The sequence below is a fragment of the Plantibacter sp. VKM Ac-2880 genome, from assembly GCF_015351235.1.
GTDB lineage: Bacteria > Actinomycetota > Actinomycetes > Actinomycetales > Microbacteriaceae > Plantibacter.
Genome location: NZ_JADKSJ010000001.1, coordinates 1,815,689 through 1,842,657 on the forward strand (window position 1 = coordinate 1,815,689; position 26,969 = coordinate 1,842,657).

23 protein-coding genes are annotated in these 26,969 nt (G+C 70.2%); 11 read left to right on the forward strand and 12 right to left on the reverse strand.

Translation table 11 applies throughout. The annotated features are described in order from the left end of the window. Positions 1 to 1,092 carry a GNAT family N-acetyltransferase gene (locus ITJ57_RS08775; RefSeq protein WP_194669693.1) on the reverse strand — a complete coding sequence of 364 codons (1,092 nt, stop codon included), beginning with the start codon at positions 1,090 to 1,092 and terminating at the stop codon, positions 1 to 3. Between the two features lie 149 nt (positions 1,093 to 1,241). On the opposite strand from ITJ57_RS08775, the gene ITJ57_RS08780 reads away from it, so the two are divergent. The 3 genes from ITJ57_RS08780 to ITJ57_RS08790 are packed head-to-tail and all read left to right on the forward strand — an operon-like array spanning position 1,242 to position 6,316. Next, positions 1,242 to 4,886 (forward strand): AAA family ATPase, encoded by a 3,645-nt coding sequence (locus tag ITJ57_RS08780; RefSeq protein ID WP_194670355.1) that lies wholly within the window; start codon positions 1,242 to 1,244, stop codon positions 4,884 to 4,886. A gap of 51 nt (positions 4,887 to 4,937) precedes the next feature. After that, positions 4,938 to 5,816, forward strand: a complete 879-nt coding sequence (gene ftsY, locus ITJ57_RS08785) for a signal recognition particle-docking protein FtsY (protein ID WP_056006913.1) — start codon at positions 4,938 to 4,940, stop codon at positions 5,814 to 5,816. Next, positions 5,816 to 6,316 (forward strand): DUF2004 domain-containing protein, encoded by a 501-nt coding sequence (locus ITJ57_RS08790; protein WP_194669694.1) that lies wholly within the window; start codon positions 5,816 to 5,818, stop codon positions 6,314 to 6,316. The genes ftsY and ITJ57_RS08790 overlap by 1 nt, the downstream gene beginning before the upstream one ends. 37 nt (positions 6,317 to 6,353) lie before the next feature. Here ITJ57_RS08790 and lipA read toward each other — a convergent pair whose 3' ends face one another. Further along, the gene (gene lipA / locus ITJ57_RS08795; protein WP_370582279.1) at positions 6,354 to 7,370 is read right to left on the reverse strand and encodes a lipoyl synthase; all 1,017 of its coding nucleotides are present in this window, start codon (positions 7,368 to 7,370) and stop codon (positions 6,354 to 6,356) included. Next, positions 7,367 to 8,041 carry a lipoyl(octanoyl) transferase LipB gene (lipB, locus tag ITJ57_RS08800; RefSeq protein ID WP_194669695.1) on the reverse strand — a complete coding sequence of 225 codons (675 nt, stop codon included), beginning with the start codon at positions 8,039 to 8,041 and terminating at the stop codon, positions 7,367 to 7,369. Before lipB ends, lipA begins: the two co-directional genes overlap by 4 nt. Before the next feature lie 103 nt (positions 8,042 to 8,144). On the opposite strand from lipB, the gene ffh reads away from it, so the two are divergent. Both ffh and ITJ57_RS08810 read left to right on the forward strand, forming a co-directional pair. Continuing rightward, complete coding sequence (ffh, locus tag ITJ57_RS08805) at positions 8,145 to 9,698, forward strand: signal recognition particle protein (protein ID WP_194669696.1); 1,554 nt, start codon at positions 8,145 to 8,147, stop codon at positions 9,696 to 9,698. A 16-nt stretch (positions 9,699 to 9,714) separates the two neighbouring features. Continuing rightward, positions 9,715 to 10,095 (forward strand): META domain-containing protein, encoded by a 381-nt coding sequence (locus tag ITJ57_RS08810; protein ID WP_194669697.1) that lies wholly within the window; start codon positions 9,715 to 9,717, stop codon positions 10,093 to 10,095. A 10-nt stretch (positions 10,096 to 10,105) separates the two neighbouring features. On the opposite strand, the gene ITJ57_RS08815 is transcribed toward ITJ57_RS08810, so the two are convergent. Then, positions 10,106 to 11,248, reverse strand: a complete 1,143-nt coding sequence (locus ITJ57_RS08815; RefSeq protein ID WP_194669698.1) for a glutamate--cysteine ligase — start codon at positions 11,246 to 11,248, stop codon at positions 10,106 to 10,108. Positions 11,249 to 11,499: 251 nt separating this feature from the next. Here ITJ57_RS08815 and rpsP point away from each other — a divergent pair, with 251 nt between their 5' ends. From rpsP to rimM, 3 genes are read left to right on the forward strand one after another with little or no spacing between them, the layout of a single operon-like run. Further along, complete coding sequence (gene rpsP / locus ITJ57_RS08820; RefSeq protein WP_056006896.1) at positions 11,500 to 11,922, forward strand: 30S ribosomal protein S16; 423 nt, start codon at positions 11,500 to 11,502, stop codon at positions 11,920 to 11,922. 2 nt (positions 11,923 to 11,924) lie between these two features. Beyond that, a complete protein-coding gene (locus tag ITJ57_RS08825; RefSeq protein ID WP_194669699.1) occupies positions 11,925 to 12,176 on the forward strand; it encodes an RNA-binding protein in 252 nt (83 codons plus the stop codon). After that, complete coding sequence (gene rimM, locus ITJ57_RS08830; RefSeq protein ID WP_194669700.1) at positions 12,177 to 12,845, forward strand: ribosome maturation factor RimM; 669 nt, start codon at positions 12,177 to 12,179, stop codon at positions 12,843 to 12,845. 92 nt (positions 12,846 to 12,937) lie between these two features. Here rimM and ITJ57_RS08835 read toward each other — a convergent pair whose 3' ends face one another. The 6 genes from ITJ57_RS08835 to nirB all read right to left on the reverse strand — a co-directional run bounded on the left by ITJ57_RS08835 (position 12,938) and on the right by nirB (position 22,948). Further along, positions 12,938 to 14,602, reverse strand: a complete 1,665-nt coding sequence (locus ITJ57_RS08835) for an FAD-dependent oxidoreductase (RefSeq protein ID WP_194669701.1) — start codon at positions 14,600 to 14,602, stop codon at positions 12,938 to 12,940. Continuing rightward, the gene (locus tag ITJ57_RS08840) at positions 14,599 to 16,761 is read right to left on the reverse strand and encodes a molybdopterin oxidoreductase family protein (protein ID WP_194669702.1); all 2,163 of its coding nucleotides are present in this window, start codon (positions 16,759 to 16,761) and stop codon (positions 14,599 to 14,601) included. Before ITJ57_RS08840 ends, ITJ57_RS08835 begins: the two co-directional genes overlap by 4 nt. Positions 16,762 to 16,798: 37 nt before the next feature. After that, positions 16,799 to 18,217 carry an MFS transporter gene (locus ITJ57_RS08845; RefSeq protein ID WP_194669703.1) on the reverse strand — a complete coding sequence of 473 codons (1,419 nt, stop codon included), beginning with the start codon at positions 18,215 to 18,217 and terminating at the stop codon, positions 16,799 to 16,801. 190 nt (positions 18,218 to 18,407) lie between these two features. Continuing rightward, complete coding sequence (locus ITJ57_RS08850; RefSeq protein ID WP_194669704.1) at positions 18,408 to 19,571, reverse strand: uroporphyrinogen-III synthase; 1,164 nt, start codon at positions 19,569 to 19,571, stop codon at positions 18,408 to 18,410. Beyond that, positions 19,568 to 20,347 (reverse strand): uroporphyrinogen-III C-methyltransferase, encoded by a 780-nt coding sequence (gene cobA, locus ITJ57_RS08855; protein ID WP_194669705.1) that lies wholly within the window; start codon positions 20,345 to 20,347, stop codon positions 19,568 to 19,570. Before cobA ends, ITJ57_RS08850 begins: the two co-directional genes overlap by 4 nt. Continuing rightward, positions 20,348 to 22,948, reverse strand: coding sequence for a nitrite reductase large subunit NirB (gene nirB / locus ITJ57_RS08860; RefSeq protein WP_194669706.1), 2,601 nt, complete (start codon positions 22,946 to 22,948; stop codon positions 20,348 to 20,350). A 211-nt stretch (positions 22,949 to 23,159) separates the two neighbouring features. Between nirB and nirD the strand changes: the two genes are divergently transcribed. From nirD to trmD, 3 genes are read left to right on the forward strand one after another with little or no spacing between them, the layout of a single operon-like run. Continuing rightward, entirely contained in the window at positions 23,160 to 23,534 is a 375-nt protein-coding gene (gene nirD / locus ITJ57_RS08865) for a nitrite reductase small subunit NirD (RefSeq protein ID WP_056006869.1), read from the forward strand. Further along, a complete protein-coding gene (locus ITJ57_RS08870; protein WP_194669707.1) occupies positions 23,531 to 24,289 on the forward strand; it encodes a sirohydrochlorin chelatase in 759 nt (252 codons plus the stop codon). The genes nirD and ITJ57_RS08870 overlap by 4 nt, the downstream gene beginning before the upstream one ends. A gap of 46 nt (positions 24,290 to 24,335) precedes the next feature. Further along, positions 24,336 to 25,043 carry a tRNA (guanosine(37)-N1)-methyltransferase TrmD gene (trmD, locus tag ITJ57_RS08875; protein WP_194669708.1) on the forward strand — a complete coding sequence of 236 codons (708 nt, stop codon included), beginning with the start codon at positions 24,336 to 24,338 and terminating at the stop codon, positions 25,041 to 25,043. A 27-nt stretch (positions 25,044 to 25,070) separates the two neighbouring features. Here the strand turns inward: trmD and ITJ57_RS08880 are convergent, their stop codons facing one another. Together ITJ57_RS08880 and ITJ57_RS08885 are read right to left on the reverse strand one after the other, a co-directional pair. Further along, entirely contained in the window at positions 25,071 to 25,403 is a 333-nt protein-coding gene (locus ITJ57_RS08880) for a hypothetical protein (protein ID WP_194669709.1), read from the reverse strand. Further along, a complete protein-coding gene (locus tag ITJ57_RS08885) occupies positions 25,400 to 26,905 on the reverse strand; it encodes a PspC domain-containing protein (RefSeq protein WP_194669710.1) in 1,506 nt (501 codons plus the stop codon). Before ITJ57_RS08885 ends, ITJ57_RS08880 begins: the two co-directional genes overlap by 4 nt. Positions 26,906 to 26,969: the final 64 nt, after the last annotated feature.

Sequence of the window (26,969 nt, forward strand, 5' to 3'; positions counted from 1 at the left end):
TCAGGAGCCGAGTCGTCGCTGCCATTCGGCCGAGTAGCCGATGATGCGGAATGCGAGTCGGTCGTTGATCGCGAGCATGTGGCCGTTCTCGTCCGCGTTCCAGGTGTAGACCCGCGACCGCTCCGGCGCCTGCTCGATCAGCGCCAGCAGGTTGGCAGCCTTCATCCACAGCCCGAGTCGGTGTCCACGGTGGGCCGAGCGGACGAGGGTGTCCCACTGCTCGGCGTGCTCCTTGCCCTCCGTCAGGACGAGCTCGCTGTACCCGGCCACCGATCCGCTGGCGCGGTGCACCGCTGCGACGACGAGGGCATGATCCCCGGCATCGGCCAACTGACGCTCGCGGGCTCGGATCCGTTCGGGTGTCCAGACCTCCGGATCGATCTCGAGGTCCGCGGCGGGGACGTCGGTGGCCATGTGCTCTCGGGCCGTCGCCAGGGACGCGAGGAACTCGTCCGGGGTCCTGTCGATCCAGTGCACGAGTGCGTAGTCGGGCTCGGCCCGCGAGCGAGCCTCGTGGAGGATCGACGGGAGCTCGTCGGCGATGTCCGCCAACTCGCACCGGTTCGTGCGTTCCACCTGCCCGAGCTTGTACCCGCGCGCCACCGCGAAGCGGGTCGCCTCGGCGCGTGCTGGGACGACCCGATCGCCGACGCTCGCGCCGAGGAGTGGCTCGTCGAGGGGGATGTCCGCGAGGGCGTGCTGGGTGAACGTCGTCACGGTCGGACGTCCGGCAGAGGCCGCGCGCGCCTCGAGTTCGTCGAGGAGTGCCGTCCCGAGACCGCGCCCCCGGGCACGCGGCAGCACACCGACACTGAGCGACGCGGTCGTCGCAGCCGGTTCGAGCCCGTAGCCCAGCCAGCCTCGACCGACGACCTCCCCGTCCAGTCGTGCAGCAAGGAGGACTCGGCGGTTGAACCGTTGGTCGAGGTACTCCGGCAGCACCATGGTCGGGGTCAGGGAGAAGTCGTCGTTCTTCCAGACCTCGGCTTCGAGGGTGTTGGCGACCGCTTGGACGGCGTCGAACACGGCGCCGTCCGACCCCACCGACGCACCGGCCGTCGTGAGGTCCACCTCGTCGATCTCGACCCGCATGCCTGCTCCCCGTCCTCGGCCGACCGTCATTGGCTGTGGCGTCCATGCTACGACCGCCCCGGCGGGCCGACACAGCGTGGTGTCCCTGCCCTGGCCAGGGATTCGCTAGCGTAGTGGACAGCATCCGCGACGCGGGAGAGGAGGTGCGCGTGTACCTGAAGAGCCTGACGCTCAAAGGGTTCAAGTCCTTCGCGCACCCCACCACCTTCGCGTTCGAGCAGGGCGTCACCTGCGTCGTGGGTCCGAACGGCTCCGGCAAGTCGAACGTCGTCGACGCGCTCGCGTGGGTGATGGGGGAGCAGGGGGTGAAGACCCTCCGCGGCGGCAAGATGGAGGACGTCATCTTCGCCGGCACGTCGACGAGGGGGCCGCTCGGACGAGCCGAGGTCACGCTCACCATCGACAACAGCGACGGCGCCCTGCCCATCGAGTACACCGAGGTGACGATCAGCCGGACCCTGTTCCGGAACGGCGGTAGCGAGTACGCCATCAACGGAGACACCTGCCGGTTGCTGGACGTCCAAGAGTTGCTCAGCGACTCCGGCCTGGGCCGCGAGATGCACGTCATCGTCGGCCAAGGACAGCTCGACGCCGTGCTCCGCGCGACACCCGAGGAGCGGCGCGGTTTCATCGAGGAGGCGGCGGGGATCCTCAAGCATCGTCGCCGCAAGGAGAAGACCCTCCGGAAGCTCGAGGCGATGCAGACCAACCTGACGCGACTGAGCGACCTCGCGGGGGAGATCCGGCGGCAGCTGAAGCCGCTCGGACGCCAGGCGGAGATCGCCCGGGAAGCACAGACGATCGCTGCGGTCGTGCGCGACGCCCGCGCCAGGATCCTCGCCGACGACGTCGTCGGGCTCCGGCGCTCGCTCGACGAGCACAACCGGTCGGAGAGCGAACGCCACACGGAACGCCTCGTCCTCCAGGAGCAGTTGGAGCAGGCGGAGTCGCGGATCCGCCGGATCGAGCAGACGCAACTGGGCGATGCGGTCGACGACGCGCGGCGGATCACCTTCGAGCTCGAGAGCGTGCAGGAACGGCTCCGGAACCTCTACACGCTCGCCAATCAGCGTCTGGCGCTCCTCGGACCCGCGACCGACGAGGTCGCTGCCGAACCACGGATCACGAGACAGATGGTCGCGGACGCCACCGCGGAGATCGACGGGCTCCGCGCGGCGGTCGTGGAAGCGGAACTCGCCTTGCGACAGGCGCAGGCGACCACCGCCGAGCAGCGTGCCGCGCTCGACGCGGTGGACGTCGAGATCGCCGCGCAGAGCGCCCTCGTGTCGAGGCACGACCTGGAGCTGTCGAAACTCGCCGGTGCCGTGGACGCCGCCTCGTCCAAGTTGGCGGCGGTCCGCGGCGAGGCGCTGCGTCAGCAGAACGCCATCGACGCGGCGGTCCTCCGTCTGGACGCCGCCCGGCTGGAGGTCGAAGCGCTCGGAGACGACCCGACCCTCGCCGACACCGCCGACTCCGGCCTCGACGATGCCTACGAGGCGGCCCAGCGCGGTGCGACCGCCGCGGAGGGCGAGATCGAGGGCTTGCGCGAGCAGCTGCACACGCTCGAACGCGAACGAGATTCGCTCGGTGCCAAGACGAGCGCGCTCTCCCGCGCCCTCGACCTCAAGACCGGGTCGGCGGAACTCGCCGGCAGCGGGCTCGACGGGATCGACGGGATCGTCGCGGACCGCGTGCAGGTCCGGCCCGGCCACGAGGCGGCCGTGGCGGCAGCGCTCGGGACGCTCGCCGAGGCGGCGGTCGCGGTCGATCGACACGCCGCGCGCCGAGCGCTCGACCACGCCGCGGACCGCGGGCTGGGCCGGGTCGAGATCGTCATCGCGGAAGGCATCCGCGAGGTGCCGGACGCTCCGGCCGGGTTCACCTCGGCGGCCGAACTCGTGGACGCACCCCCCGGGGTCCTCGGCATCCTCGCGACGGTCCTCGTCGTCGACTCCCTCGACAAAGCGATCGACGCGTATGACCGACTCGGTCCAGCCCTGGCGGCGTTCACGATCGTGACCAGGGACGGCGCCGTCGTCACGGACAGCATCGTCCGCGGGGGGAGTGGTGGCGCGCAGAGTCGCATCGAACTTCTCGCCGAACGCGATGCGGCCGCCGACCGACACGGCGAGGTCGAGTCGCTCATCGAACGGGCCCGTTTCGCCCTGGGCGAGCAGCGGACGATCCTGCAGGAGGCGAAGCAGACGGCGCAGGCCGCCCTCAACGCCTTGCGCGAGTTCGACGCCAACCGCGCCTCGCAGGCCGAACGGGTCAACCGGGTGACCGTCCGGTACGAATCCGCCCAGGCGGAACACGACCGTCTCCTCGCGGCTGCGGCGAACGCCGACGCGGCCGTAGCCGACGCCGTCGTGGCAGCCGACCGCGCGAGGCAGGAACACGACACCGCCCGGGCGCGTCCACGACCGCTCCTCGACGTGACGGTCCGCGACGCATTGTCCGCCGAACTCGACGCGGCGCGCGAGTCCGAGGTGCAGCACCGACTGCTCCTGGAGACCGCTCGGGAACGCGTCAGGGCGGAGGAGCTCGCGGTCGCGAACCTCGAGCGGCAGCGGCAGGCCGACGAGGCCGCCGCGGAGGAGGCGGCACGGCGGGCCGTCATCCGGGCGCGGCAGGCCGCGGCAGCCACCTCCGTCACCGGGGCGCTGCCGCCAGTCCTCGACTCGGTCGACCGCTCGGTGACCGAGGCGCGGGTCGCCCTCGCGGAAGCCGAGGCGACGAGATCCAGCCGGAACGCCGAACTCGTGCGCTTGCGTGGAGAGGAGCACACGCTCCGGCAACGGTTGCAGGTCGTCACCGAGAGCGTCCACGGGCTCGAGCTCCAGATCTACGAGAAGAAGCTGCACCTGTCCGGTCTCCTCGAGCGCGCCGGGTCGGAGCTGGGACTCGTCGAGGACATCCTGGTCGCCGAGTACGGGCCCGACGTCCCGGTGCCGGTCGACCCTCCGACGCCGCGAGCATCCGCCCGGACGGCCCCTGAACCAGAGGACGCCGGTCCCGCCGAACCCTCCGACGAGGCGACGGATGCTCCTGCCGATGCGGCTGCTGCGGCGAGCTCGGTCGACGAGACGATGGACCTCGACGCGCCCGAGGTGCCGACGACCCCCTACGTCCGCGCGGATCAGCAGAAACGACTCGCCGCCGCCGAGCGCACCTATGCGCAGCTCGGCCGGGTCAACCCGCTCGCCCTGGAGGAGTTCGCCGCCCTCGAACAACGGCACCGCTTCCTCACCGAACAGCTCGCCGACCTCACCAGCACCCGCGCCGACCTGTTGTCGATCATCGAGGACATCGACGGGAAGATGGAGGTGATCTTCGCCTCGGCGTTCGCCGACACCGAAGCCGCGTTCACCGAGGTGTTCCCGATCCTGTTCCCTGGCGGCACCGGCAGCATCTCGCTCACGGACCCCGACCACATGCTCACCACGGGCATCGAGGTGTCGGTGAAGCCCGCCGGCAAGAAGATCGAGCGCCTGTCGCTCCTGTCCGGGGGTGAGCGTTCGCTCGCCGCGGTGGCCCTGCTCATCGCCATCTTCAAAGCCCGGCCGAGCCCCTTCTACATCATGGACGAGGTGGAGGCGGCCCTCGACGACGCGAACCTCGGGCGGCTGCTCACCATCTTCGAGGACCTCCGACAGACGAGTCAGCTCATCGTGATCACGCACCAGAAGCGCACGATGGAGATCGCGGACGCCCTCTACGGCGTCTCGATGCGTCAGGACGGCGTGTCGGCCGTGGTCGGTCAACGCGTCGTCGAGGAACGGGCCGGCTGATCGTTCGCCGTCCCGCGACGGGACCGCCTCGCCGACGGCTACGCTGAGACCATGGCTGCACGCACACCCTGGTCGCTCTCCGGTGCCCTCAAAGGCATGTTCCAACGTCCGACGATCGACGAGACGACGTGGGAGGACCTCGAGGACGCGCTCATCGGCGCCGACTTCGGCCCCGACGTCACCGAGTCGATCGTCACCGGTCTGCACGCCTCCGTCGACCGCTACCGCACGACCGACCCGCGCGACCTGCAGCGGATGCTCCGCGAGGAGGTCGAGGAGCGGCTGTCGAAGTTCGACACCACCTTGAAGCTCAGCGAGCGTCCCGCGGTGGTCCTCGTCGTCGGCGTCAACGGGGTCGGCAAGACCACGACCATCGGCAAGTTCGCGAAGTTCCTCCGCAACTACGACCGCAGCGTCGTCGTCGGGGCGGCCGACACGTTCCGTGCCGCGGCGGTCGAACAGCTCGCGACCTGGGCGGAGCGCGCCGGGGCGCAGATCGTGCGCCCCCAGCAGCAGGGTCAGGATCCGGCCTCGGTCGCGTTCCAGACGATCGAGTACGCCAAGCGGACGGGAACCGAGATCGTCATCATCGACACCGCGGGCCGGCTGCAGACCAAGGGCGGGCTGATGGACGAGCTGTCGAAGATCCGGCGCGTCGTCGAGAAGCAGGCGCCCATCTCGGAGGTGCTCCTCGTCCTCGACGCGACGACCGGGCAGAACGGCCTGTCGCAGGCGCAGGCGTTCATCGAGCACGCCGGCGTGACGGGGCTCGTCCTGACGAAGCTCGACGGCTCCGCGAAGGGCGGGTTCGTCCTCGCCGTCCAGGAGAAGACCGGCATCCCGATCAAACTCGTCGGACAGGGTGAGGGGATCGGGGACCTCACCGGGTTCACACCCCACGTCTTCGCACAGAACCTGGTGGGCAACTGATGGCGATCGAGCATGACTACTTCGGCATCATCGCGACCGAGCCGGGCGGCGGCGTGTACTGGTCGGACAACATCGACGTGGGCGAGCAGTCCGTGTCCATCTCGCTCAGCGCGCCCGACGAGGACGAGATCCCCGCGGACGCGCTCGACCTCGCGGCCGCGATGATCCTGGCCCTCGAGGGCTTCGACCTTCGCTCCCGCGAGGCGATGCTGAGCGAGGTCGACGATCGCACCTCGGAGGTGACGGAGTACATCATCCAGGCCGTCGAGGAGCTGGGTGAGTCGTTGCCGGACGTCCTCGTCGACGAGTCCGGCGACCGCGACGTCGACGTCATCCGATCAATGACCCTGCTGAGCGTCGGGTTCGCGCCGCATCAGCACAACGGCGATGAGGCGTTCGCGATCTTCGAGTACTCGCTCGACGCCGACCAGCTCGACGGCGTGCTCATGGTGGCGTACAGCTCCGACGGCGAGGTCACCGGGGTCACGAGCGAGGACTGAGTCCCGGAGCCTCGGCCCCGGGACGCAGCCCCGGCGTTCAGACCGCCTGCGCGAACCCGAGCGAGGAGTCCGCGAGGTGGCGCAGGCCCTCGGGGACCGGCAGACCCTTCGCCGTCATGGACTGCGCCCAGAGACGACCGGCCCGGTACGAGGACCGGACGAGCGGACCGGCCAGCACGCCGAGGAACCCGACCTCCTCGGCCTCCTCCTTGATCTCGAGGAACTCCTGCGGTTTCACCCATCGGTCGACGGGGAGATGCCGAGGCGTCGGACGCAGGTACTGCGTGACGGTGATGATGTCCGTGCCCGCCTCGTGCAGGTCCTCGAGCGCCTGGCTGATCTCGCTCCGGTCCTCGCCCATGCCCAGGATGAGGTTGGACTTCGTGATGAGCCCCGCGGCCCTGGCCTGGGTGAGGACGTCGAGCGACCGCTCGTACCGGAACGCCGGTCTGATCCGTTTGAAGATGCGGGGGACCGTCTCCACGTTGTGCGCGAACACCTCGGGACGTGAGGCGAACACCTCGCCGAGGAGGTCGGGGTTGCCGGAGAAGTCGGTCGCGAGGATCTCCACACCCGTGCCGGGGTTGGTCTCGTGGATGCGGCGGACGGTCTCGGCGTGCAGCCACGCGCCCTCGTCGGGGAGGTCGTCGCGAGCCACACCTGTCACGGTCGCGTAGCGGAGCCGCATGCGCTGCACGGAGTCGGCGACCCGACGGGGCTCGTCGCGGTCGTAGTCGGCGGGTTTGCCGGTGTCGATCTGGCAGAAGTCGCACCGCCTGGTGCACTGCGAGCCGCCGATGAGGAAGGTCGCCTCGCGGTCCTCCCAGCACTCGAAGATGTTCGGGCACCCGGCCTCCTGGCACACCGTGTGCAGCCCCTCCTCCTGCACGAGGGTCTGGAGCTGCCGATACTCAGGGCCCATCGTCGCGCGGGTCTTGATCCAGTCGGGCTTCCGCTCGATGGGCGTCTGGGCGTTGCGGACCTCGAGTCGCAGCAGTTTGCGACCGCCGGTGTCCGCCGCGGCGTCGGGGGCCGGAGCGCCACAGGCGCTCACGCGACGGCTCCGACCGCAGGGGCGGAGGTGAACCGCCAACCGTGCTGGAGGTCCGCGAACCGTTCCGCCACGCGATGAGCCACGTCAGCCGGCGTGACCGTGCGGCCGAGCTCGCTGCTGACCGTGGTGACTCCGGCGTCGGCGATGCCGCAGGCGACGATGTGCTCGAACGGCTCGAGCGAATTGCTGCAGTTGAGGGCGAAGCCGTGGATGGCGACCCCGGCTTGGATGCGCACGCCGACGGCACCGATCTTCGCCGCGGGGCCACCGTCCACGGGATCCACCCAGACGCCGGATCGTCCCTCGATCCGGCGCCCAGCGATGCCGATTTCGGCGATCGTCCGCAGCATGACCTCCTCGAGCAGACGCACGTGGGCGACGACGTCGACGGGCTCCGGCAGACGGACGATGGGGTAGCCGGTGAGCTGTCCGGGGCCGTGCCAGGTGATCCGCCCACCGCGGTCCACGGGGACGACCGGTGTCCCGTCGTCCGGACGTTCGTCGGCGCGCGTCAGCTTGCCTGCCGTGTACACCGGCTCGTGTTCGCAGAGGATCAACTGTTCGGGGCCGGTGCCTGCGACCACGGCCGCGTGCACCCGGCGCTGCAGCGCCCAGCCGTCGAGGTAGGGGACGAACGCCGGGGCGAGTCCGGCGAGGAGGAGCTCTGTCATGGCGGCCACGATAGCATTCTTGGACGCCGTACAAATACTCGCTGGCGGCGGTTCCTGCCGTTCGACGGGACCTGGACGCCGACTGCCCTAAACTGGAGGGATCATGGCAACGTTCGGTACCCTCTCTGACCGCCTCGCGGACACGTTCAAGAACCTCCGCACCAAGGGCAAGCTCTCCGCTGCCGATGTCGACGGCACCGTCCGCGAGATCCGCCGCGCACTCCTCGACGCGGATGTCGCACTCGACGTCGTCAAGGACTTCACCGGTCGCGTCCGCGAACGCGCACTCGGCGACGAGGTGAGCAAGGCGCTGAACCCGGCGCAGCAGGTCGTGCAGATCGTCAACGACGAGCTCATCACGATCCTCGGCGGCCAGCAGCGGCGGCTCGAGTTCGCGAAGAAGCCACCGACCGTCATCATGCTCGCCGGCCTCCAGGGTGCCGGAAAGACGACGCTCGCGGGCAAGCTCGGCAAATGGCTCAAGAAGGACGGTCACACGCCGTTGCTCATCGCCTCGGACCTCCAGCGGCCGAACGCGGTCACGCAGCTCCAGGTCGTCGGTGAACAGGCGGGTGTCCCCGTCTACGCCCCCGAGCCGGGCAACGGTGTCGGCGATCCCGTGAAGGTCGCGCGCGACGGCGTCAAGTTCGCCGAGCAGAAGCTCTACGACACGGTCATCGTCGACACCGCAGGTCGACTCGGTGTCGACGCCGAGCTCATGAAGCAGGCCTCGAACATCCGCAAGGCGGTGGACCCCGACGAGGTGCTCTTCGTCATCGACGCGATGATCGGACAGGACGCGGTCGCGACGGCCAAGGCCTTCCTCGACGGCGTCGACTTCACCGGCGTCGTGCTGTCGAAGCTCGACGGCGACGCACGCGGTGGAGCCGCCCTCTCGATCGCCTCGGTCACGGGACGACCCATCATGTTCGCGTCGACCGGCGAGGGCCTCGACGACTTCGAGCCCTTCCACCCCGACCGCATGGCCAGCCGGATCCTCGACCTCGGTGACATCCTCACCCTGATCGAGCAGGCGCAGCAGAACTTCGACGAGGACGAGGCCCGCAAGGTCGCCGAGAAGTTCGCGACCGACTCGTTCACCCTCGACGACTTCCTCAAGCAGATGCAGCAGCTGCGGGGGATGGGCTCCATCAAGAAGATGATGGGCATGCTCCCGGGCATGGGCCAGATGAAGGAGCAGCTCCAGAACTTCGACGAGCGCGAGATCGTGCGCACCGAGGCGATCATCCAGTCGATGACGACCGCCGAGCGCACCAACCCGAAGATCCTCAACGGCTCGCGCCGACTGCGGATCGCCAAGGGTTCCGGCATGACGGTGACCGAGGTCAACGCCCTGGTGAACCGGTTCGAGCAGGCCGCCAAGATGATGAAGACGGTCGCCAAGGGCGGCGTTCCGAACATCCCCGGCATGGGCCCGGTCCCCGGTGCCCGGACGAACCGTCCGAAGCCCCAGGCGAAGAAGAAGGGTTCCCGTTCGGGGAACCCGGCCAAGCGGGCAGCGGAGAACGCCGGTGTCGTCGAGGCGCAGGCCCCGGCGACCGGTGCGGGCTTCGGACTCGGTGGCGGCGCGTCGGCGGGCACGAAGGCCCCGACCGAGGCTGAACTCGCCGAACTCCAGAAGTTCCTGGGTCGCTGACACCGGCGGTGACGGAATGCGCGCGCTGAGGGTGCTGGCGACGGCCATCGGCGTCGTCCTCGCGGCCGCGTTGCTCGCCGCATGCTCGGCCGGTGGCCTCGGGGAGCGCGTCGTCGGGACCTGGGGCGACGGCACCAGCGCAGCGGACCCCCACCTGATCTTCTCCGACGACGGTCGGGTCACCGGTTCCGACGGGTGCAACAGTCTGTCCGGCTCCTGGCGGGCCGAGGACGACTCGGTCGAGGTCTCCGACGTGGCGGGCACGCTGATGGCGTGCCCTGGTGTGGACACGTGGCTCCGGGGGATCGCCGAGGTCGCCCTGTCGGACGACGGTGAGCGCTTGGTCGTGACCGACGACGCCGGCGCGCGGATCGGAACGCTCGACCGCGCGGAGTGACTCCGCCTCCTCAGGCGGCCGGCTGGACCCCGTGTCGCAGCTCCTTCGCGAGCGCGCTCACGACCGCCTGCAGGCTGCCGCCGTTCGCGTGGGCGACGGCGAGCTGACGCTGGTAGCTCGCGCCGTGGTCGATGATCGCGGCGATGCTCGCCAGCTCCTCCGAGCAGCCGAGCCGCCTGGCGATCGGCGCGAGGGTGTCGAGCAGATCGTGCAGGTCGTCCGTCACCAACCGTTCGTGACCGGAGGAGTCGAGGATGATCTCCGCGTCGAGCCCGTACCGCGCCGCGCGCCACTTGTTCTCCCGGACGTACCAGGGCTGCAGGGTCTGTAGTCGCTCGCCGTCGTCCAGGCGATCGGAGAGGTGCTCGGTGAGGCAATGGATGAGCGAGGCGAGCGCGGCGAACTCGCCGACGGTCGAGGCGCCGTCGCAGGCGCGCATCTCCACGGTGCCCCACTGGGGCGAGGGGCGCACGTCCCAGCGGACCTCGGTGTGGTCCTCGATGATGCCCGTCACCGTCAGGTCGTCCACGTACGCCTCGAACTGCTCCCAGTCGGAGAGTTGATAGGGGAGGCCTGCCGTCGGGAGCTGCTGGAACATGAGTGCGCGGTTCGACGCGTACCCCGTGTCGACACCACCCCAGTAGGGGCTCGACGCGGACAGTGCCTGGAGGTGCGGGAGGTACGTCAGCAGTCCGTTCATGATCGGGAGGACCTTGTCGACCGTCTCAACGCCGACATGGGCGTGGACGCCCGAGATCATCATGTTCCGGCCCCACCACTGCGTGCGGTCGATGAGCTTGTGGTACCGCGGCTTGTCGGTCACCTGCTGGTCGTACCACTGCCCGAACGGGTGGGAACCGCTGCAGATGAGCTCCACGCCCATGGGGTCGGTGATGGCGCGTACCTCGGCCAGCTGTCCCTCGAGGTCGGCGATCGCCTCCGGCACCGTGTGGTGCACCCCGGAGACGAGTTCGAGGGTGTTGAGCAGCAGTTCGTTCGTGATCTGGGCGTGGTCCGAACCGTCCTCACCGCGCAGTTCCGAGAGCACGGTGTCGGCGGATGCGACGAGATCGCCGGTGTCGCGGTCGACGAGGGCGACCTCCCATTCGAGGCCGACGGTCGAACGCTCGGAGTTGGCGAACTCGATGGGCATTGGCGTCGACCTCCCGCAGGGCACGACCGGGTGCCGTGCGCCAGCCCATCCTTCCACGCGGTACACCGGTCCTTCCGCCCCCGTGTCGCAGGATTACCCAGATCGGCCGATGTCTGGCAGAATAGAGAGTTGAGTCTGCGCGGAGTTCGACCCTCTATCCGACGCCCGCAGCAACCACAGTTTTCGCGTCGAGCGTGTGGCCCCACCTTTCGGCAGCGAGCACATCAAACATCACATCATTCAGGAGAATCGTGGCTGTCAAAATCCGTCTCAAGCGTCTCGGCAAGATCCGCGCGCCCTTCTACCGCATCGTCGTCGCCGACTCGCGCACGAAGCGCGACGGCCGTGTCATCGAGGAGATCGGCAAGTACCACCCCACCGAGGAGCCCTCGTTCATCGAGGTCGACTCCGAGCGCGCACAGTACTGGCTGAGCGTCGGCGCGCAGCCGACCGAGCAGGTCGCAGCGCTCCTCAAGCTCACGGGCGACTGGGGCAAGTTCAAGGGCGACAAGGACGCGGTCAGCACCGTCCGCGTCAAGGAGCCGAAGGCCGCCTTCGTCGCCGACGAGAAGAAGAAGCCCGTCCTCAAGCCGAAGGCCGAGGCTCCGGCCAAGGCTGCTCCGGCCGAGGCCGAGGCTCCCGCCGCTGACGCCGCCGAAGCAGAGCAGGCGTAGTCTTGCTCGCTCCCGCGCTCGAACACCTCGTCAAGGGGATCGTCGATCACCCGGATGACGTTCGCGTCACGGCACAGAACTCCGCCCGTGGCGAGGTCCTCGAGGTTCGTGTGAACCCCGAGGACCTCGGCCGGGTCATCGGTCGTGCCGGCCGGACGGCCAAGTCCCTCCGCACCCTCGTGGCTGCGTTGGCGGACGGCCGGCGGGTCCGCGTCGACGTGGTCGACACGGACGCCACCGGCGCAAACGCCTAGGTGGCCGAGGAGACGGAGCCGAAGACCCAATTGCGGGTCGGCCGGCTCACGAAGGCACATGGGCTGAAGGGCGCTCTCAAGGTCGAGCTCTACACGGACGAGCCGGAACACCGGTTCACCCCGGGTGCGAGCTTCACGCTGCAGGTCCCTGCCGGCTCCAAATGGCGGGGCAAGTCGCTCGAGCTCATCGAGCTCCGCTGGTACAACAGCCAGCCGGTGGCGTTCTTCGTCGGGATCACCGATCGGAGCGAGGCCGAGACGTTGGTCAAGGCCATCCTGTGGGTCGAGCAGGACCCCACGGAGCTGCCGGCCGAGGAAGACGCGTGGTACGACCACCAGCTCGTCGGTCTGGCAGTGCATCGTGACGGTGCGTCGGTCGGAACCGTCGCGCGGGTCGAGCACTTCCCGTCGCAGGACCTTCTGATCGTCAAGACGCGAGACGGCGAGGTCATGGTCCCGTTCGTCAAGGCCATCGTTCCGGCTGTGGACGTCGCTGCCGGGATCGTGACGGTCACGCCGCCGACCGGGCTCTTCGAAGAGCTCCCCGAGGCGGACGACGCTCCGGACGCATCGGTTGCCGATGCCCCGGACGCGGACGCCCCGGAGGCAGAAGCATCCGAGGAGTCGGAGACGGCTCCGGAGGAGACCGGGACGCCGAAGCCCGAGTAACACCGTTCCGAGCCGTACACCGGCTCGAACCGCACGGCGGAGTCGTCAGCTGGAAACAGCAGGCGCCTCCGCCGTCGTCGTTCCCGGGAGCCTCACACGGCGATCGGCTCGCCTTGATGCTTGACCGCCGCGACGCGCTCCAACACCGTCGTGATCCGGTCGGTGCACCCGCCGCACCCGGTGCCGGCGCGGGTCGCCTTCCCGATGCAGGAGACCGTGATGTTGCCGGCCTCCGCAGCCTCCTGGATCCTGCCGACGGTCACGCCGTTGCAGGTGCAGACGGTCGTGGTCGGCGCGAAGGCGTCGGCTGACGTCGCGCCTACGGCGTCCGGCCCGTCCAGACGGAGCAGCACGGAACGGTCCGCGGGCAGCTCGCCACCGCTCTCGTAGAGGAGGGTCAGCTCGGCCGCGGCCCGAGGCATCCCGACCGCCACGAACGCGCTCAAGACGCCGGCGCGGGTGACCATCTTCACGTACCGGCCGTGGTCGGGGTCCGCCCAGACCGAGACGCTGCGCCTCGCCGAGCCGTGTAGCCCGCAGGGGTCCGCAGTCTCAGGGGAGACGTCCCAGGGGTCGACCTGGACGTCTCCGACCGCGACCACGTCGACTCCTGTGGCCTTGAGTGCGACCGGGCTCGATCGCTCGACGGGCGGGGGCGTGAGCAGACCTCGCCGGTCGTCGGCCGCCGCACCCGCTCGGAGGAGGTGGGCAGCGAGCCACTCCGCCTGCCGCCACCCCGGACCGATGAGCCCGGAGGGGCCACCGGGCATGACCCGTTCATTGCGGCGCTCCGGCGTCGGGGTGAGGACGTGCGCGCAGTCTCCGATCGCCGAGATCCGCTCGTCGGACCAGCTGGTGAGCGCTTCATCGACGAGGACGCCGGCGCCGACTCGGAGCCCGGCGAGGACCGCGAGGTCCGACCGGGCGCTCACGCCGCACGACAACAGGAGCAGGTCTCCCGCGATCCGTTTGCCGTCCGCGGTGATGAGCGCGTCGAACCGGCGACCGCCGGTGGGGTCGTCCCGGTAGCCCACCGCCTCCGCTCGACTGTTCGCCACGACCTCGACGCCCGCCGCACGGAGCGCGCCGGACAGGACGGAGCCGGCGCCGCGATCGAGGTTGCGTGGCATGGGCGTCGGGCCGTGGTGCACGACGACCACGTCGGCCCCGGCCTTCGCCGCCGCAAGAGCCGTCTCGAGGCCCAGCACACCCGCGCCGAGGACGACGATCCGTCCGCCAGTCCGTACGACTGCAGCGACGGTGTCGGCGTCGTCGAGGTCGCGCATGGCGCACACCCCGGCCGGGAGGGCGTGATCCGACCCCATGAGACGCGCACCGTACTTCTCCAGTGCCGGGAGGTCTCGTCTCCACCGGTCGACGCCGTCGAGGGTCGGGACGTTCGCCCGTGCTCCGGTCGCGAGGACGAGATGGTCGTAGGGGAGTGCGTCTCCACGGTCGAGTTCCACCGTCCGGCCTGCGCGATCGATCCGGGTCGCGGTCGCACCGAGGAGCACCCCGATGCCGTCGTCGGCCAGGTCCCGCGCGCTGACGAGGGTCATGTCGGCGAGTTGTGCGGAACCGGTGGCGTGTTCGGCGACGAGGACACGGTTGTAGGCGTCGACCGGCTCCTGGCCGATCACGGTCAGCGCGACGTCGCCTGCGCGGACGCCGGGGGCGAGCTCCTCGGCGAACCGCGCGCCCACCGGCCCGAAACCGATGAGGACGATCCGGAGGGGGTCGCTCCTCTGGGCGTTCATGATCGTGCACCGACCCCGGCGGCAACGGGCACGGGGGATCCGCCGTGCACGGCCGGACGCACGCGGACCGCCGCGCGTTTGAAGTCGGGCATGCCGGAGACCGGGTCCACGGCGTCCTGCGTCAGGAGGTTCGCCGAGGCCGCACCGGCATAGTGGAACGGGAGGAACACCGTGTCGTGACGGATGTCGAGGTCGATGCTCGCCCGCGCGGTGAGGGTTCCACGACGGTTCGACAGCTCGACCATTCCGCCCTCGACGATGCCGAGACGCGCAGCGGTTGCCGGGTGGAGCTGGACGAACACGGCGGGGCGCGCGTCGTCGAGCTCCGGGACGCGGCGTGTCTGGGTCCCGGACTGGTAGTGCTCGAGCAGCCGTCCGGTCGTGAGGGTGAGCTCGTGTTCTGCGTCGACGGACTCCGATCCGACGGCGGGACGGACGGGGACGAGACGGGCCAGACCGTCGTCGTGGGCGAACCGTTCGCTGAACAGCCGTGGGGTGCCGGAACCGCCCGCCGGGAACGGCCAATGGGCGGCGATGCCGGTGTCGAGCAGGGCGTGGCTGAGACCCGAGTAGTCGGCGACACCACCGGCCGACGCTGCCGCCAGCTCGTCGAAGACCAGGGCCGGGTCCACGTCGAACCGGCCGGGGGCGTCGAGTCGACGCGCCAGCTCGCGCATGATCCAGAGTTCGCTCCGGACACCCGCCGGCGGATCGACGGCCAGCCGTCGGCGGATGACCCGGCCCTCCAAGGACGTCATGGTGCCCTCCTCTTCAGCCCACTGGGTGGTGGGGAGGACGACATCGGCGAGCGCGCCGGTCTCGGAGAGGAAGAAGTCGCACACCACCAGCAGTTCGAGACGCTCCAGGCGATCGCGGACCGTCTGCACGTTGGGTGCCGAGACGACGACGTTCGAGCCGTGGACGAGGAGCGCGTGCACGCCGTCGGGGTCGCCGAGCGTGTTCAGCAGGGCGACGGCCGGGAGACCGGGGCCGGGGATCGACTCGACGGGGACGCCCCAGACGCCCGCGACGTGACGGCGGGCTTCGGGATCGGTGATCTTCCGATACCCCGGCAGCTGATCGCACTTCTGCCCGTGCTCCCGACCGCCCTGACCGTTGCCCTGACCGGTGAGGGTGCCGTAGCCGGACCCCGGCCGGCCAGGCAGGCCGAGGACGAGCGCGAGGTTGATGGCCGCGGTGGCCGTGTCGGTGCCGTCGACGTGCTGCTCGACGCCCCGACCAGTGAGGATGTAGGTGCCCCCGCCGGACGTGGCGAGTCGATGCGCGACCTCGCGGAGCACCGTGGTGGGCACGCCCGTGACCGACTGGACCCGTTCCGGCCACCAGGCGCTCACGCTGCGCCGAAGCGCACCCAGCCCCGTCGTGCGGCGCTCGAGGTAGTCGAGGTCGGCGAGCCCCTCGGCGAGGACGAGGTGCGTCAGTCCCAGCAGGAGGACGAGGTCGGTGCCCGGGGCGGGTTGCACGTGCATGCCACGCTGCTGCTCGGTCAGTCGGGCGGTCGCCGAACGACGCGGGTCGACGACGATCAGACCGCCGGCGGCTTGCGCACCCGTGAGATGACCGATGAACGGCGGCATGGTCTCCGCGACGTTCGACCCGAGGAGGAGGACGGTCGATGCGCCGTCGAGGTCCTCGAGCGGGAACGGCAGCCCCCGGTCGATCCCGAAGGCCCGGTTGCCCGCGGCCGCCGCGGACGACATGCAGAACCGCCCGTTGTAGTCGATCCGACTCGTCCCGATCGCGATCCTCGCGAACTTGCCCAGCTGGTAGGCCTTCTCGTTCGTGAGTCCGCCGCCTCCGAACACCCCGACGGCGTCCGCTCCGCGTGCCTCGCGGATCCGCAGGACGGTCGAGGCGACGAGATCCAACGCGGCGTCCCAGCTCGTCTCGACCAGCACCCCGGCGGCGTTCCGCACGAGCGGGGCCGTGAGGCGGTCGCCCCGCCCGAGGAGTTCGCCGGACGTCCATCCCTTCTTGCAGAGGCCTCCCCGGTTCGTCGGGAAGTCCCGTCCCGAGACCTCGAGTGGGAGCCGCGGAGCCACGCCGTCCACCGTTGGTGCCCGGGTGAGGGACATCGCGCACTGGAGGGCGCAGTAGGGGCAGTGGGTGTCGGTCGCCGGGGCGGTGGAACGCGGCATGTGGTGTCCTTCGGTCAGACGTGGACGGGACGGTCGCTCACAGTCGTTGACCGGCCAGCGAGGCGTTCCTCCGGAAGTAGACGAGGAAGGTGATCGCGAAGAGGACGACGTACGCCCCGACGAACCCGATGAACGCGGACGAGTAGCTGCCGGTGGCGCCGTGCGAGAGGCCGAGGATCTGCGGGATCACGAAGCCGCCGTACGCGCCGATCGCGGAGATGAGCCCCAGCGCGGCGGCCGCCTTCCGCTGCGTCGTCACGTCGCCGCCCCGGTGGTGGGCGTCGTGCAGACCGGAACGCGCGGCGAACACGCTGGGGATCATCCGGTACGTCGAGCCGTTGCCGACGCCGGCGGCCACGAACAGGAGCAGGAAACAGCCGAGGAACAGCCAGAAGTTCGCCATCGGGAGGGTCCACAGCACCGCGAGCGCTCCGAGCGCCATGACCGCGAACGCACTCATCGTCACGACCGCGCCGCCGAAGCGGTCCGCGAGCCGCCCGCCGAAGGGCCGCGCCAGGGAGCCGATCAACGCTCCGAGGAACGCGAGGGAGATCGAGGCGGAACCCACCGCGAAGGTCGAGAATGCGGGGAACTGGTCCGCGATGAGCTTCGGGAACACGCTCGCGAAGCCGATGAAGGATCCGAAGGTGCCGATGTAGAGCACGGCGAGGATCCAGAGGTGCGGTTCGCGGAGCGCCGCCGCGGACCCGCGGAGGTCGGCCTTCGCGGACGACAGGTTGTCCATGGACCGGTACGCGCCGACCATCGCCACCAGGATGAGCGGCACCCAGATCCATCCGGCGAGGCTCAGGTTGAGGGTGGCCGCTGCACCGATCGTGACCGCGATGGGCACGACGAACTGTGCGACGGCGGCGCCGAGGTTGCCTCCGGCCGCGTTCAAGCCGAGCGCCCATCCCTTCTCCCGCTGCGGGTAGAAGTAGGTGATGTTCGACATGGAGCTGGCGAAGTTGCCGCCGCCGAAGCCGGCGAGTCCGGCGACGACGAGCATGACGCCGAAAGGGGTGTCCGGATTGCCCACGCAGAGCGCAAGCGCGATCGACGGGATGAGGAGCAGCCCGGCGGAGATGATCGTCCAATTGCGGCCGCCGAACTTCGGGACCATGAACGAGTACGGGAACCGGAGGGTGGCGCCCACGAGACTCGGCATGGAGATCAGCCAGAACGTCTCAGCGGTGGAGAAGGAGAACCCCGCGCTCGGCAGCATCACGACGACGATGCTCCAGAGCTGCCAGACGACGAATCCGAGGAACTCGGCGAAGATCGACCACCGGAGGTTCCTCCCGGCGATACTCCGACCCTCACGCTCCCAGAAGCCGGTGTCCTCAGGGTTCCAGCCGTCGATCCAGCGCCCCGGGCGGTGGATCAGGGTGACCGCGGCACCGGCTGTCGGGGCGGTGGTCGGCGTCGTTTCTGCTGCGTCGAGGTTCGTGGTCATGACTGCTCCGAGCGTTCGGTGAAGCGGGAGAGGTGCTGTCTCCGACGCTATCGACGCCGTGTTTCGGCGTCCGACCGCTCAGGTAACACCTGCGTCACCTCCTGCTCACACCGCTCGTCGACGACCGTGAGGACGCAGACCGTCGGGACGCGGTCGGGCTCGGTCGGCCGCGGTCGTCGGCTCGACCGGGTCAGACGTCGAGTCGGTAGCCGCGCTTGACGATGGTGTTGATGAGGCCGGGCACGCCGAGCGCCTGGCGCAACCGGCTCATCTGCACTTCGAGGGCGTGGTGATCAGCCGCTGCCGGGAGGGCGTCGGCGAGGGCAGACCGTGAGAGGACCGCGCCGTTGGCGCGCACGAGCGCTCGCAGCAGCGCGAGTGAGTTCGGGGGGAGCCGCACGCGCGACCCGGGGAGTTCGACGATGGCACCGCGGATGGCGATGGGACCGTGCAGCGTCTCGGCGCGCAGGATCGCGTGCTGTTCCAAGTGTTCGCAGAGGAGTCGGATGAGCGCCCCCATGCGGAACCGCTCGGGGACGATGGGCTCGATGTCCTGCGCCAGCAGCGGTGCGGCCGTGACGGGGCCGACCGCCGCGCAGAGGACGTCGTGGCGGAAGGCGTCGACGACGGCGTCCTCGAGTCCGAGGGCCTCGGCGGCGGTCAAGAGGGCGACGACCGATGGTGCACTCGTGAAGGTGACGGCGTCGAGGGATCCGCTCACGATGGCGTCCACGAGGCGGCGCACGCGTTCGTCGGTGGCATCCGGGTCCGTCCAGCGGTACGGGGCGACCGTGTGCACCTCCGGATGTACGGCGCGGAGGCGCTCGAGCTGTCGCTCATCGGTGTACCCGTGCAGTTGGACGGCGACCCGGAGGCCGGCCGGGTACTCGGCGAGGACCTTGTTGACGAGGGAGGCGGTGGTCTCGCGGTCGCTCATGCCGACGTCGTTCAGGCCCGCAGCCCGGACGGCCCCACGCGCCTTCGGGCCGCGGACGAGGATGTCCGTGTCGGCGAGCGCATCGACGAGCTCGTCGCCGAGTCCGGCGGCGTCGGCCACCTCGAACCACCGGCGGACGCCGTACGAGGTCGTGGCGAGGAGGACGTGCGGACGTGCCGCGATGATGTCGCGCGTGTCGTCGATGAGGGGTTCGTCGTGTTGGGCGTGGGCGATCCGGAGCGTCGGTGCGTGCACGACCGTGGCGCCTCGCCGCTCGAAGGCGTCGATGAGGTCCTGCGACCGGCGGTCGCTCGTCACGCCGATCCGGAACCCCTCGAGCTGGTCCGCGCGGAACCCCGGTACCGGCGAGGTGACGTCGGGGCCGGCGTCCGGCGATCCCGCCGTGGCGTCGGTCATACCGTCGCCGCCAGGCGTTCTGCCCGCTCCAGGAGCTCGGCGGCCTCGGCGTCGCCGTCGAACGCGAAGGAGACGACGTGGCCGATCACGATGACCGCCGGGGATCGCACCCCGGCAGCCGCCGCGACGTGGAGGATCGAACCGAGGTCCGCGATCGTCGTCCGCTGGGTCTCGCTGTACCCGCGCTCGATGATCGCGACCGGGGTGTCGGCGGCGAGCCCCGCGGTGAGCAGACCCTGGGAGACGGAGGGCAGGGTGCCGACGCCCATGAGGACCACGATCGTCCCGCCCAGCCCGGCGAGGTGACGGTGTTCGTCATCGGAGAGCGGCACGTGGCCGCTCACCACCGTGAAGAGCCGGCTCAGGTTCCGATGGGTGAGGGGGATCCCGGCGGCGGCGGGCACGGCGACGGCGCTCGAGACGCCCGGGATGACGCGGACGGGGACACCGGCACGGTGGCAGGCGAGCACCTCTTCACTGCCGCGGCCGAAGACGTACGGGTCGCCGCCCTTGAACCGGACGACGGCCGCACCGTCCAGGGCGTGCTGGACCATGACGGTCTCGATGCCCTCCTGCCCGATCGGGTGGTGGCCCGGGCGTTTGCCGACATCGATGAGGAGGGCGTTCGGTGCGAGGGAAGGGAGGGCGTCGTGCGGGGCGAGTCGGTCGTAGAGCACGACGTCGGCGTCGCGTAGGGCTTCCACCGCGGCGACGGTCAGCAATGCGGGATCGCCCGGTCCGCCACCGACGAGGGTGACCCTGCCTGCATGCGACATCTACGCCCCTTCTCTCACTGGAATGGTAGGCCCTGCGACGTAGACGGCCTCGCCGCGGTCGATCTCCGCAGCCGTGGCCGGTCGGTACTGGCCGCGTTCGGCCACGCGCGCCAACCCGGGCTCCGCCTCGCCCGGTTCGTTCACGAAGGAACGGAACCGTCGGAGGCGCTCCGGGTCGGCGAGGGTGGCGGCCCACTCGTCCTCGTAGCCGTCGACATGGGCGGCCATCGCCTGTTCGAGATCGGCGGCGAGCCCGAGCGAGTCCTCGACGACGACCTCCCGGACGTGGTCGAGTCCGCCCTCGAGGTCCTCCATCCACCGTGCCGTGCGCTGGAGACGGTCGGCCGTGCGGATGTAGTACATGAGGTACCGGTCGATGTACCGGATGAGCGTCTCGTCGTCGAGGTCACCGGCGAGGAGCTGCGCGTGGGTCGGCTGGAACCCGCCGTTGCCGCCCACGTACAGGTTCCACCCCTGCTCGGTCGCGATGATCCCGACGTCCTTCCCACGAGCCTCAGCGCACTCACGGGCACAACCGGACACGCCGAACTTGAACTTGTGCGGCGCCCGAAGCCCCCGGTAGCGGAGTTCGAGGAAGACCGCCATGGAGACGGAGTCCTGCACCCCGAACCGGCACCAGCTCGACCCGACGCAGCTCTTCACATTGCGGAGCGACTTGCCGTAGGCCTGGCCGGACTCGAACCCCGCGTCGACCAGGATGCGCCAGATCTCCGGCAACTGCTCGAGTCGGGCCCCGAACAGGTCGATGCGCTGCCCACCCGTGATCTTCGTGTAGAGCCCGTAGTCGGTGGCGACCTGCGCGATCACCGCGAGCTTCTTGGGCGTGATCTCACCGCCGGGGATCCGCGGGACCACCGAGTAGGTGCCGTCCTTCTGCATGTTCGCCAGGGCACGGTCGTTCGTGTCCTGGAGCGTGCCGCGCCCACCGTCGAGGATGTAGCCGCCCTGCTGACTCGCGAGGATGGAGCCGACCACGGGCTTGCAGACGTCGCAACCGCGACCGACCCCGAACCGGGCGAGGATGTCGTCGAAGGAGGTGAGGCCGAGCACCCGGATGGACTCGAACAGCTCCTGCCGGGACAGGGCGAAGTGCTCGCAGAGGGCGCGTGACACGGCGATCCCGGACTTGGTCAGCTCCGTCTCGAGGATCTTCTTGACGAGCGGGACGCAGGAGCCGCACTGGGTGCCGGCCCGTGAACAGGCCTTGAGTGCGCCGAGCTCCGTGCAGGCCTCGCCGTGCACGCCGGCGATCGCCTCGCGGACCGAGCCCGCCGTGACCGCGTTGCATGCGCAGACGAGCGCCGCGTCGGGCAGCTCGTCTCCGGCCGGCGCCTCGATCCCGGAGGCCGAGAGGTAGGCCGCGGGTTCGCTCGACAGCTCACTCCCGAGGAGCGGGCGCAACGCGGCGTAGGGCGAGGCGTCGCCGACGAAGATGCCACCGAGGAGCGTCTTCGCGTCGTCGGTCATCACGAGCTTCTGGTACAGCCCCCGTGCAGGGTCGGCGTAGACGATCTCGAGGCTGTGCTCCGTCCGCGCGAGGGCGTCGCCGAAGCTCGCGACGTCGACGCCGGAGAGCTTCAGTTTGGTCGCGTCGTCGACCGTCGTGAACTCCGCCTCGCCGCCGAGCAGCCGGTCGGCGACGACCTCCGCCATCGCGTTCGCCGGGGCCACGAGCCCGGTACAGCGTCCCTCGAAGCAGGCGACCTCGCCGATCGCCCAGACCCCGGCCGCCGAGGTCCTGCAGTCGGTCCCGATGACCACGCCACCGCGCTCGCCGAGGTCGATCCCGGCGTCGCGCGCGAGTTCGTCCCGCGCCCGGATGCCGATCGCGAAGACCACGATGTCCACCTCGACCTGTTGGCCGCTCGAGAACCTCACCCCCGAGACGGCGCCGTCCTCGTCGAGGAGGATCGAGCGAGGACGGGTCCCCAGATGCAAGGCGATGCCCTGTGCGCCGATGATCCGGCCGAGTGCCCGCCCGGCTCCCTCGTCGAGTTGTGCAGACATGAGCCACGAACCGGAGTGCACGACGCTCGCGTCGGCGCCGAGGCGAGCGGCGCCACCGGCGGCCTCGAGTCCGAGGAGTCCACCGCCGGCGACGATCACGCGAGCGGGACGTCCCCGCAGTCTTCCGATGCGCTCGATCTCGGAGACGACGAGGTCCACGTCGTCGAGCGTGCGGTAGACGAGTGCGTGCTCGGCGCCGTCGATCTCCGGCACCGGCGCCGAGGACCCGGTCGCGAGGATCAGCTCGTCCCACTCCACGAGCCGACCGAGCGAGGTGTGCACCGTCCGTGCGTCACGATCGATGCGCTCCGCACGCTCGCCCAGGAGCAGGGAGACGTGGCGTTCGTCCCAGACGGCGGACGGGGCCAGGGTGAGGTCGATCGAGGCGTCGTCGAGTCGCTTGCTCAGCGCGACGCGGTCGTAGGGGCGGTGCAGCTCCTCGCAGATGACGGTGATGTGCGTCCGTTCCCCGCCGTCACGGCTGTGCAGGGCGTCGACCAACCGGTGCGCGGCCGGTCCGCCGCCGACGACGACGATGCGGCGTGGTCGGCCCTGTGGAGTGCGATCGGTCATCGTGGGCCCCCTCGGCTCGTGTTCCAGCGAGCGTACTGAGGCGGCGTTTCCGGACCGTTGCCCGGATGTGTCCCCGACGGGTCGAGGACCGCACAGACGGTGAGATGCGATGTGAGGTCGGTTTCACCTCACCGAAACCTCGCGGGTGATCAGCCGAAACACCCTGCCCGTAGCGTCGGTGCTCCGACGCACGACCAGCAGGAGGCCGACGATGAGCGTGACGACACCGGAGCAGACCGCGCGGACGGCGCTCGCCGACTGGCGACGGGTCTGCGCCATCGACGATCTCGAGCTGTCGTGGGGCGAGGTGGCGCTGCTCCGCGCACGCCAGATCGCCGTCTTCCGCATCGGCGCCGAGGAGGTGTACGCGGTCGACCACCGAGACCCCCAGACGGCGGCGCCAGTGATGGCCCGCGGCATCGTCGGCTCACGCGGAGAGCGTCCGACCATCGCCTCGCCGTTGCACAAGCAGGTCTACGACCTCGGAACCGGCGAGTGCTTCACCGACCCGAACCTGTTCCTCAGGACCTTCAGCACCCGCATCGTCGGGGGCTTCGTCGAGATCGAGCTGGGGGAGGAGCGATGACCTTGCTCGCCCCCGGTGTCCGCCGAGCGGAGCCCGTCACCCGGACGACGCCGGCCCTCGTCGCGGTCTCGCACGGGACGAGTTGTCCCATCGGTCAGGCGTCGGTCGCCGCGCTCGTCACCGCCGTCGAGCACGCCAGGGCCGACCTCCACGTCGCCGGTGGCTTCGTGGACGTCCAGCAGCCCGACGTCCCCGCCACGCTCGGCTCCGTGGAGTCGGGCCGTCCGGCCGTCGTCGTGCCGCTGCTCCTGTCCGCGGGCTTCCACGTCCACGTGGACCTCGTGGAGGACCTCGAGGCGACGGAGCGATCGACCGCCCTGGGGCGCGCGATGGGGCCCGACGACCGCCTTGTCGCGGTGCTGGCCCGCCGGCTCGAGGCGCTGCGCGTGACGCCCGACGACCGCATCGTCCTCGCCGCAGCCGGCTCGACGGATGCGCGTGCCGTCGCGGACTGCTTCGAGATGGGACGGCGCCTGGAGGCGCGATTGCGCGTCCCGGTGGTGACCGCGTTCGTCTCCGCAGCCAGCCCGGCGGTGCCCGAGGCGGTCGCGGACACCCGAGCGAGCCGACCGCGCGGGCGGGTCGTCATCGCGACCTATCTGCTGGCACCCGGATACTTCGCGCGGCTGCTCGAGGAGGCCGGGGCCGACGCGGTGACGTCGCCGCTCCTCCACCCGGGCGAGGCGCCGGATGCAGGCATCGTCGACCTCGTGATCGATCGCTACGAGGAGGCGTCGGCCGGGCTGTCCGACTGATCGACGCGACCGGGAGGCCGACCCGCGCGCGAATAGACTGCTCCTCATGCGCATCGACATCGTCACGATCTTCCCGACCTTCTTCGATGCCCTGGACCTCTCCCTGCTCGGCAAGGCCAAGCAGAGCGGGCTGATCGATCTGGACGTCCACGATCTCCGCGACTCGACGCACGACCGTCACCGCACCGTCGACGACACCCCGTACGGCGGAGGGGCGGGGATGGTCATGAAGCCGGAGCCCTGGGGTGAGGCGCTCGACGGCATCCTGGGAGACGACACCGAGGACGAGCCGCTCGTCATCTTCCCCTCGCCGGCGGGCGAGGTCTTCACCCAGGCGATGGCCCGCGAACTCGCATTCGAGCCACACCTCGTGTTCGGCTGCGGCCGGTACGAGGGCATCGACCACCGCGTCTTCGAGCACACGGCCAGCCGGGCACGCGTCCGTCTCGTGAGCCTCGGCGACTACGTCCTCAACGGCGGCGAGGTCGCGGTCATGGCCATGATCGAGGCGATCGGTCGGCTGGTCCCCGGCGTGGTCGGCAATCCCGAGAGTCTCATCGAAGAGTCGCACGAGGACGGCTTGCTCGAATACCCGAGCTACACGAAGCCGTCCGAATGGCGAGGGCTGGCGGTCCCGCCGGTGCTCCTGAGCGGCAACCACGGTGCCATCGCGACGTGGCGGCGCCAGCAGCAGCTCGAGCGGACCCGCGAGGTCCGGCCCGACCTGCTGCCGGACGACGTCACCGGCGGCTGAGCGGTTCGCGCTCGAGCGTCCCTGGTCTCAGGGTCGCCGGCGCACCGCGGCCGCGATGCCTGCGACGACGAGGACCGCTCCGGTCGCGATGATCGCGCCGGTGATCCAGCCGAGCGGGTCGATGCGCACCTCGGTGAGGTTGGTGACCAGCATGGCCCCGGCGAACACGAGCAGGAGCACGCCCCAGAGGATCGTGCCGAACCGCGGCGCCCGACCACCTCGACCCGTCTCATCGGGACCGCTCTTCGCCTCATGGCGCGTCCGCTCGGACGTGGTCGTCTGATCGGTCGCCGGTGGAGTCGGCTCCGTCGTCGGCTCGGTCCAGTCGTCCCGCTCGGACCGGTCGTCTTGCCCGCTCATCGTCCCGCCTCCGCTTCCTCGGTCACGACCGCGCTTCCGGCGACCGTCCACACCCGGACCCGCGTCGTGTCACTCGACGTCGTCCGTCCATACCGGGCCTCGTCCTGGAAGAGGGCTCCACCGCGTCGATCCGTTCCGTCCCGATCACCGCGTCCCGTGTCCAGGGTGCCCGCGATGGCCGAGAACTCGACGATCACCGGCACGTCCTCGGGGATGAGCACGTCGACCTCGCCGGCGACGATCCACACGTCGATCGTCCCACCGCGCAACGCATCGTCGTCGGCGAGTTCACCGAGGTCGAGCGTGGGTTGGCCGGCGATCATCACGTATCCGCGCCGGTCGTCCGCATCGCTCGACGTCACGGTCCAGGTCGCGCGTCCGACCGGCAGGAAGGAGGAGCCGAGCGGGAACACCCCGGTGGCGAGCAAAGAGATCACGGCGGCCCAGGTGAAGAGGCCGAGCCAACCGCTCTCCCGTCCGCTGATCCCCGCGATGATCGTCGCGACGGCGAGCGCACCGAGCGCCGTGGCGAGGCCGATGACGACGACGACCGGGATCGAGAATCCGGCGCTCGCTGCGACGACGGCCGCGCCGGCACCGGCGAGCAGCGCCAGTCCGAGGGTGATCGCCACGAAGGCCGCTCCCGGGTGCTGCGCACGCCGCTCTCGAGCCTTCGTCTCGCGCTCAGCCTGCTGCTCGGCGCGCTGGCGGCTCATCTCGTCCCGGAACTCCTGGCTCGTCCAGCCGCGCTGCTCGCTCGGAGCCCCGTCCCAGACGGTGGTGGGCGTGGCGCCAGGGAGCGGCATGGTCGTGCCCGGGTCACCCGGCGAACCGGCGACCTTCGCGAGCGACACCGGCGCCGTGGCACCGGGGGAGGCCGGCGCCTGATCGGGAGAGCCGGATGCGGAGGATGCGGGTGTCGGTGCTGACGGCTTCAGGGTCGAGGCGTCGCTCGTCCACGGGTCGCGCTGCGGCGGTGTCTCGGAGGGAGCCGCCCGCTCGGGGTCGCGTCGCGAGAACATGACGATCAGCCACACCGACGCGACGATCAGGGCGATCACCCAGCCGGCGGTCATGGTCGACTCCAGCCAGCCCGGGAGGTTCCAGGCGTGTGGCACGCCGTCCCACCAGAGACCACGCATAAACGGCACGGCGGTGAGCACCGCCAGGATGCCGATGGCGACGATCGCCGGGTCGAACACCCCACGGATCGCCCGTTCGAGATGGATCCGGCCCTGCTGGTCGGGGATGAGCGCCCAGCCCGCGGCGTAGACGAAGAGGACCGGTCCGCCCAGGATCGCGATGACGATGAGGGCGCCGCGCACGATCATCGGATCGAGGCCGAGCCGGGTCGCGACACCGCCGGCGACACCACCGAGCCAGGAGTCGGCCGAGCGACGGAGACCGGTGGACCGCCACCAGTCGAAGAAGCGGGTCGTCGGATCCTGCGGGGCGGGTGCACCCGGTTCTGCTCCGGCGGGTGGCGTGCTGTGGTTCGTCATGATCCGATTCTGGCGAAGCGTCCCGGTCCGGCCCATCCGGCATGACCCTGAGCGCACCCTGAAC

Excerpts from the sequence above, each read along its gene's own strand:
- ITJ57_RS08775 (WP_194669693.1), bottom strand. The coding sequence starts at position 1,092 with ATGCGGGTCGAGATCGACGAGGTGGACCTCACGACGGCCGGTGCGTCG.
- ftsY (WP_056006913.1), top strand. The coding sequence starts at position 4,938 with ATGGCTGCACGCACACCCTGGTCGCTCTCCGGTGCCCTCAAAGGCATG.
- ITJ57_RS08790 (WP_194669694.1), top strand. The coding sequence starts at position 5,816 with ATGGCGATCGAGCATGACTACTTCGGCATCATCGCGACCGAGCCGGGC.
- lipB (WP_194669695.1), bottom strand. The coding sequence starts at position 8,041 with ATGACAGAGCTCCTCCTCGCCGGACTCGCCCCGGCGTTCGTCCCCTAC.
- ffh (WP_194669696.1), top strand. The coding sequence starts at position 8,145 with ATGGCAACGTTCGGTACCCTCTCTGACCGCCTCGCGGACACGTTCAAG.
- ITJ57_RS08810 (WP_194669697.1), top strand. The coding sequence starts at position 9,715 with ATGCGCGCGCTGAGGGTGCTGGCGACGGCCATCGGCGTCGTCCTCGCG.
- ITJ57_RS08815 (WP_194669698.1), bottom strand. The coding sequence starts at position 11,248 with ATGCCCATCGAGTTCGCCAACTCCGAGCGTTCGACCGTCGGCCTCGAA.
- ITJ57_RS08835 (WP_194669701.1), bottom strand. The coding sequence starts at position 14,602 with ATGAACGCCCAGAGGAGCGACCCCCTCCGGATCGTCCTCATCGGTTTC.
- ITJ57_RS08840 (WP_194669702.1), bottom strand. The coding sequence starts at position 16,761 with ATGCCGCGTTCCACCGCCCCGGCGACCGACACCCACTGCCCCTACTGC.
- ITJ57_RS08845 (WP_194669703.1), bottom strand. The coding sequence starts at position 18,217 with ATGACCACGAACCTCGACGCAGCAGAAACGACGCCGACCACCGCCCCG.
- ITJ57_RS08850 (WP_194669704.1), bottom strand. The coding sequence starts at position 19,571 with ATGACCGACGCCACGGCGGGATCGCCGGACGCCGGCCCCGACGTCACC.
- cobA (WP_194669705.1), bottom strand. The coding sequence starts at position 20,347 with ATGTCGCATGCAGGCAGGGTCACCCTCGTCGGTGGCGGACCGGGCGAT.
- nirB (WP_194669706.1), bottom strand. The coding sequence starts at position 22,948 with ATGACCGATCGCACTCCACAGGGCCGACCACGCCGCATCGTCGTCGTC.
- nirD (WP_056006869.1), top strand. The coding sequence starts at position 23,160 with ATGAGCGTGACGACACCGGAGCAGACCGCGCGGACGGCGCTCGCCGAC.
- ITJ57_RS08870 (WP_194669707.1), top strand. The coding sequence starts at position 23,531 with ATGACCTTGCTCGCCCCCGGTGTCCGCCGAGCGGAGCCCGTCACCCGG.
- trmD (WP_194669708.1), top strand. The coding sequence starts at position 24,336 with ATGCGCATCGACATCGTCACGATCTTCCCGACCTTCTTCGATGCCCTG.
- ITJ57_RS08880 (WP_194669709.1), bottom strand. The coding sequence starts at position 25,403 with ATGAGCGGGCAAGACGACCGGTCCGAGCGGGACGACTGGACCGAGCCG.
- ITJ57_RS08885 (WP_194669710.1), bottom strand. The coding sequence starts at position 26,905 with ATGACGAACCACAGCACGCCACCCGCCGGAGCAGAACCGGGTGCACCC.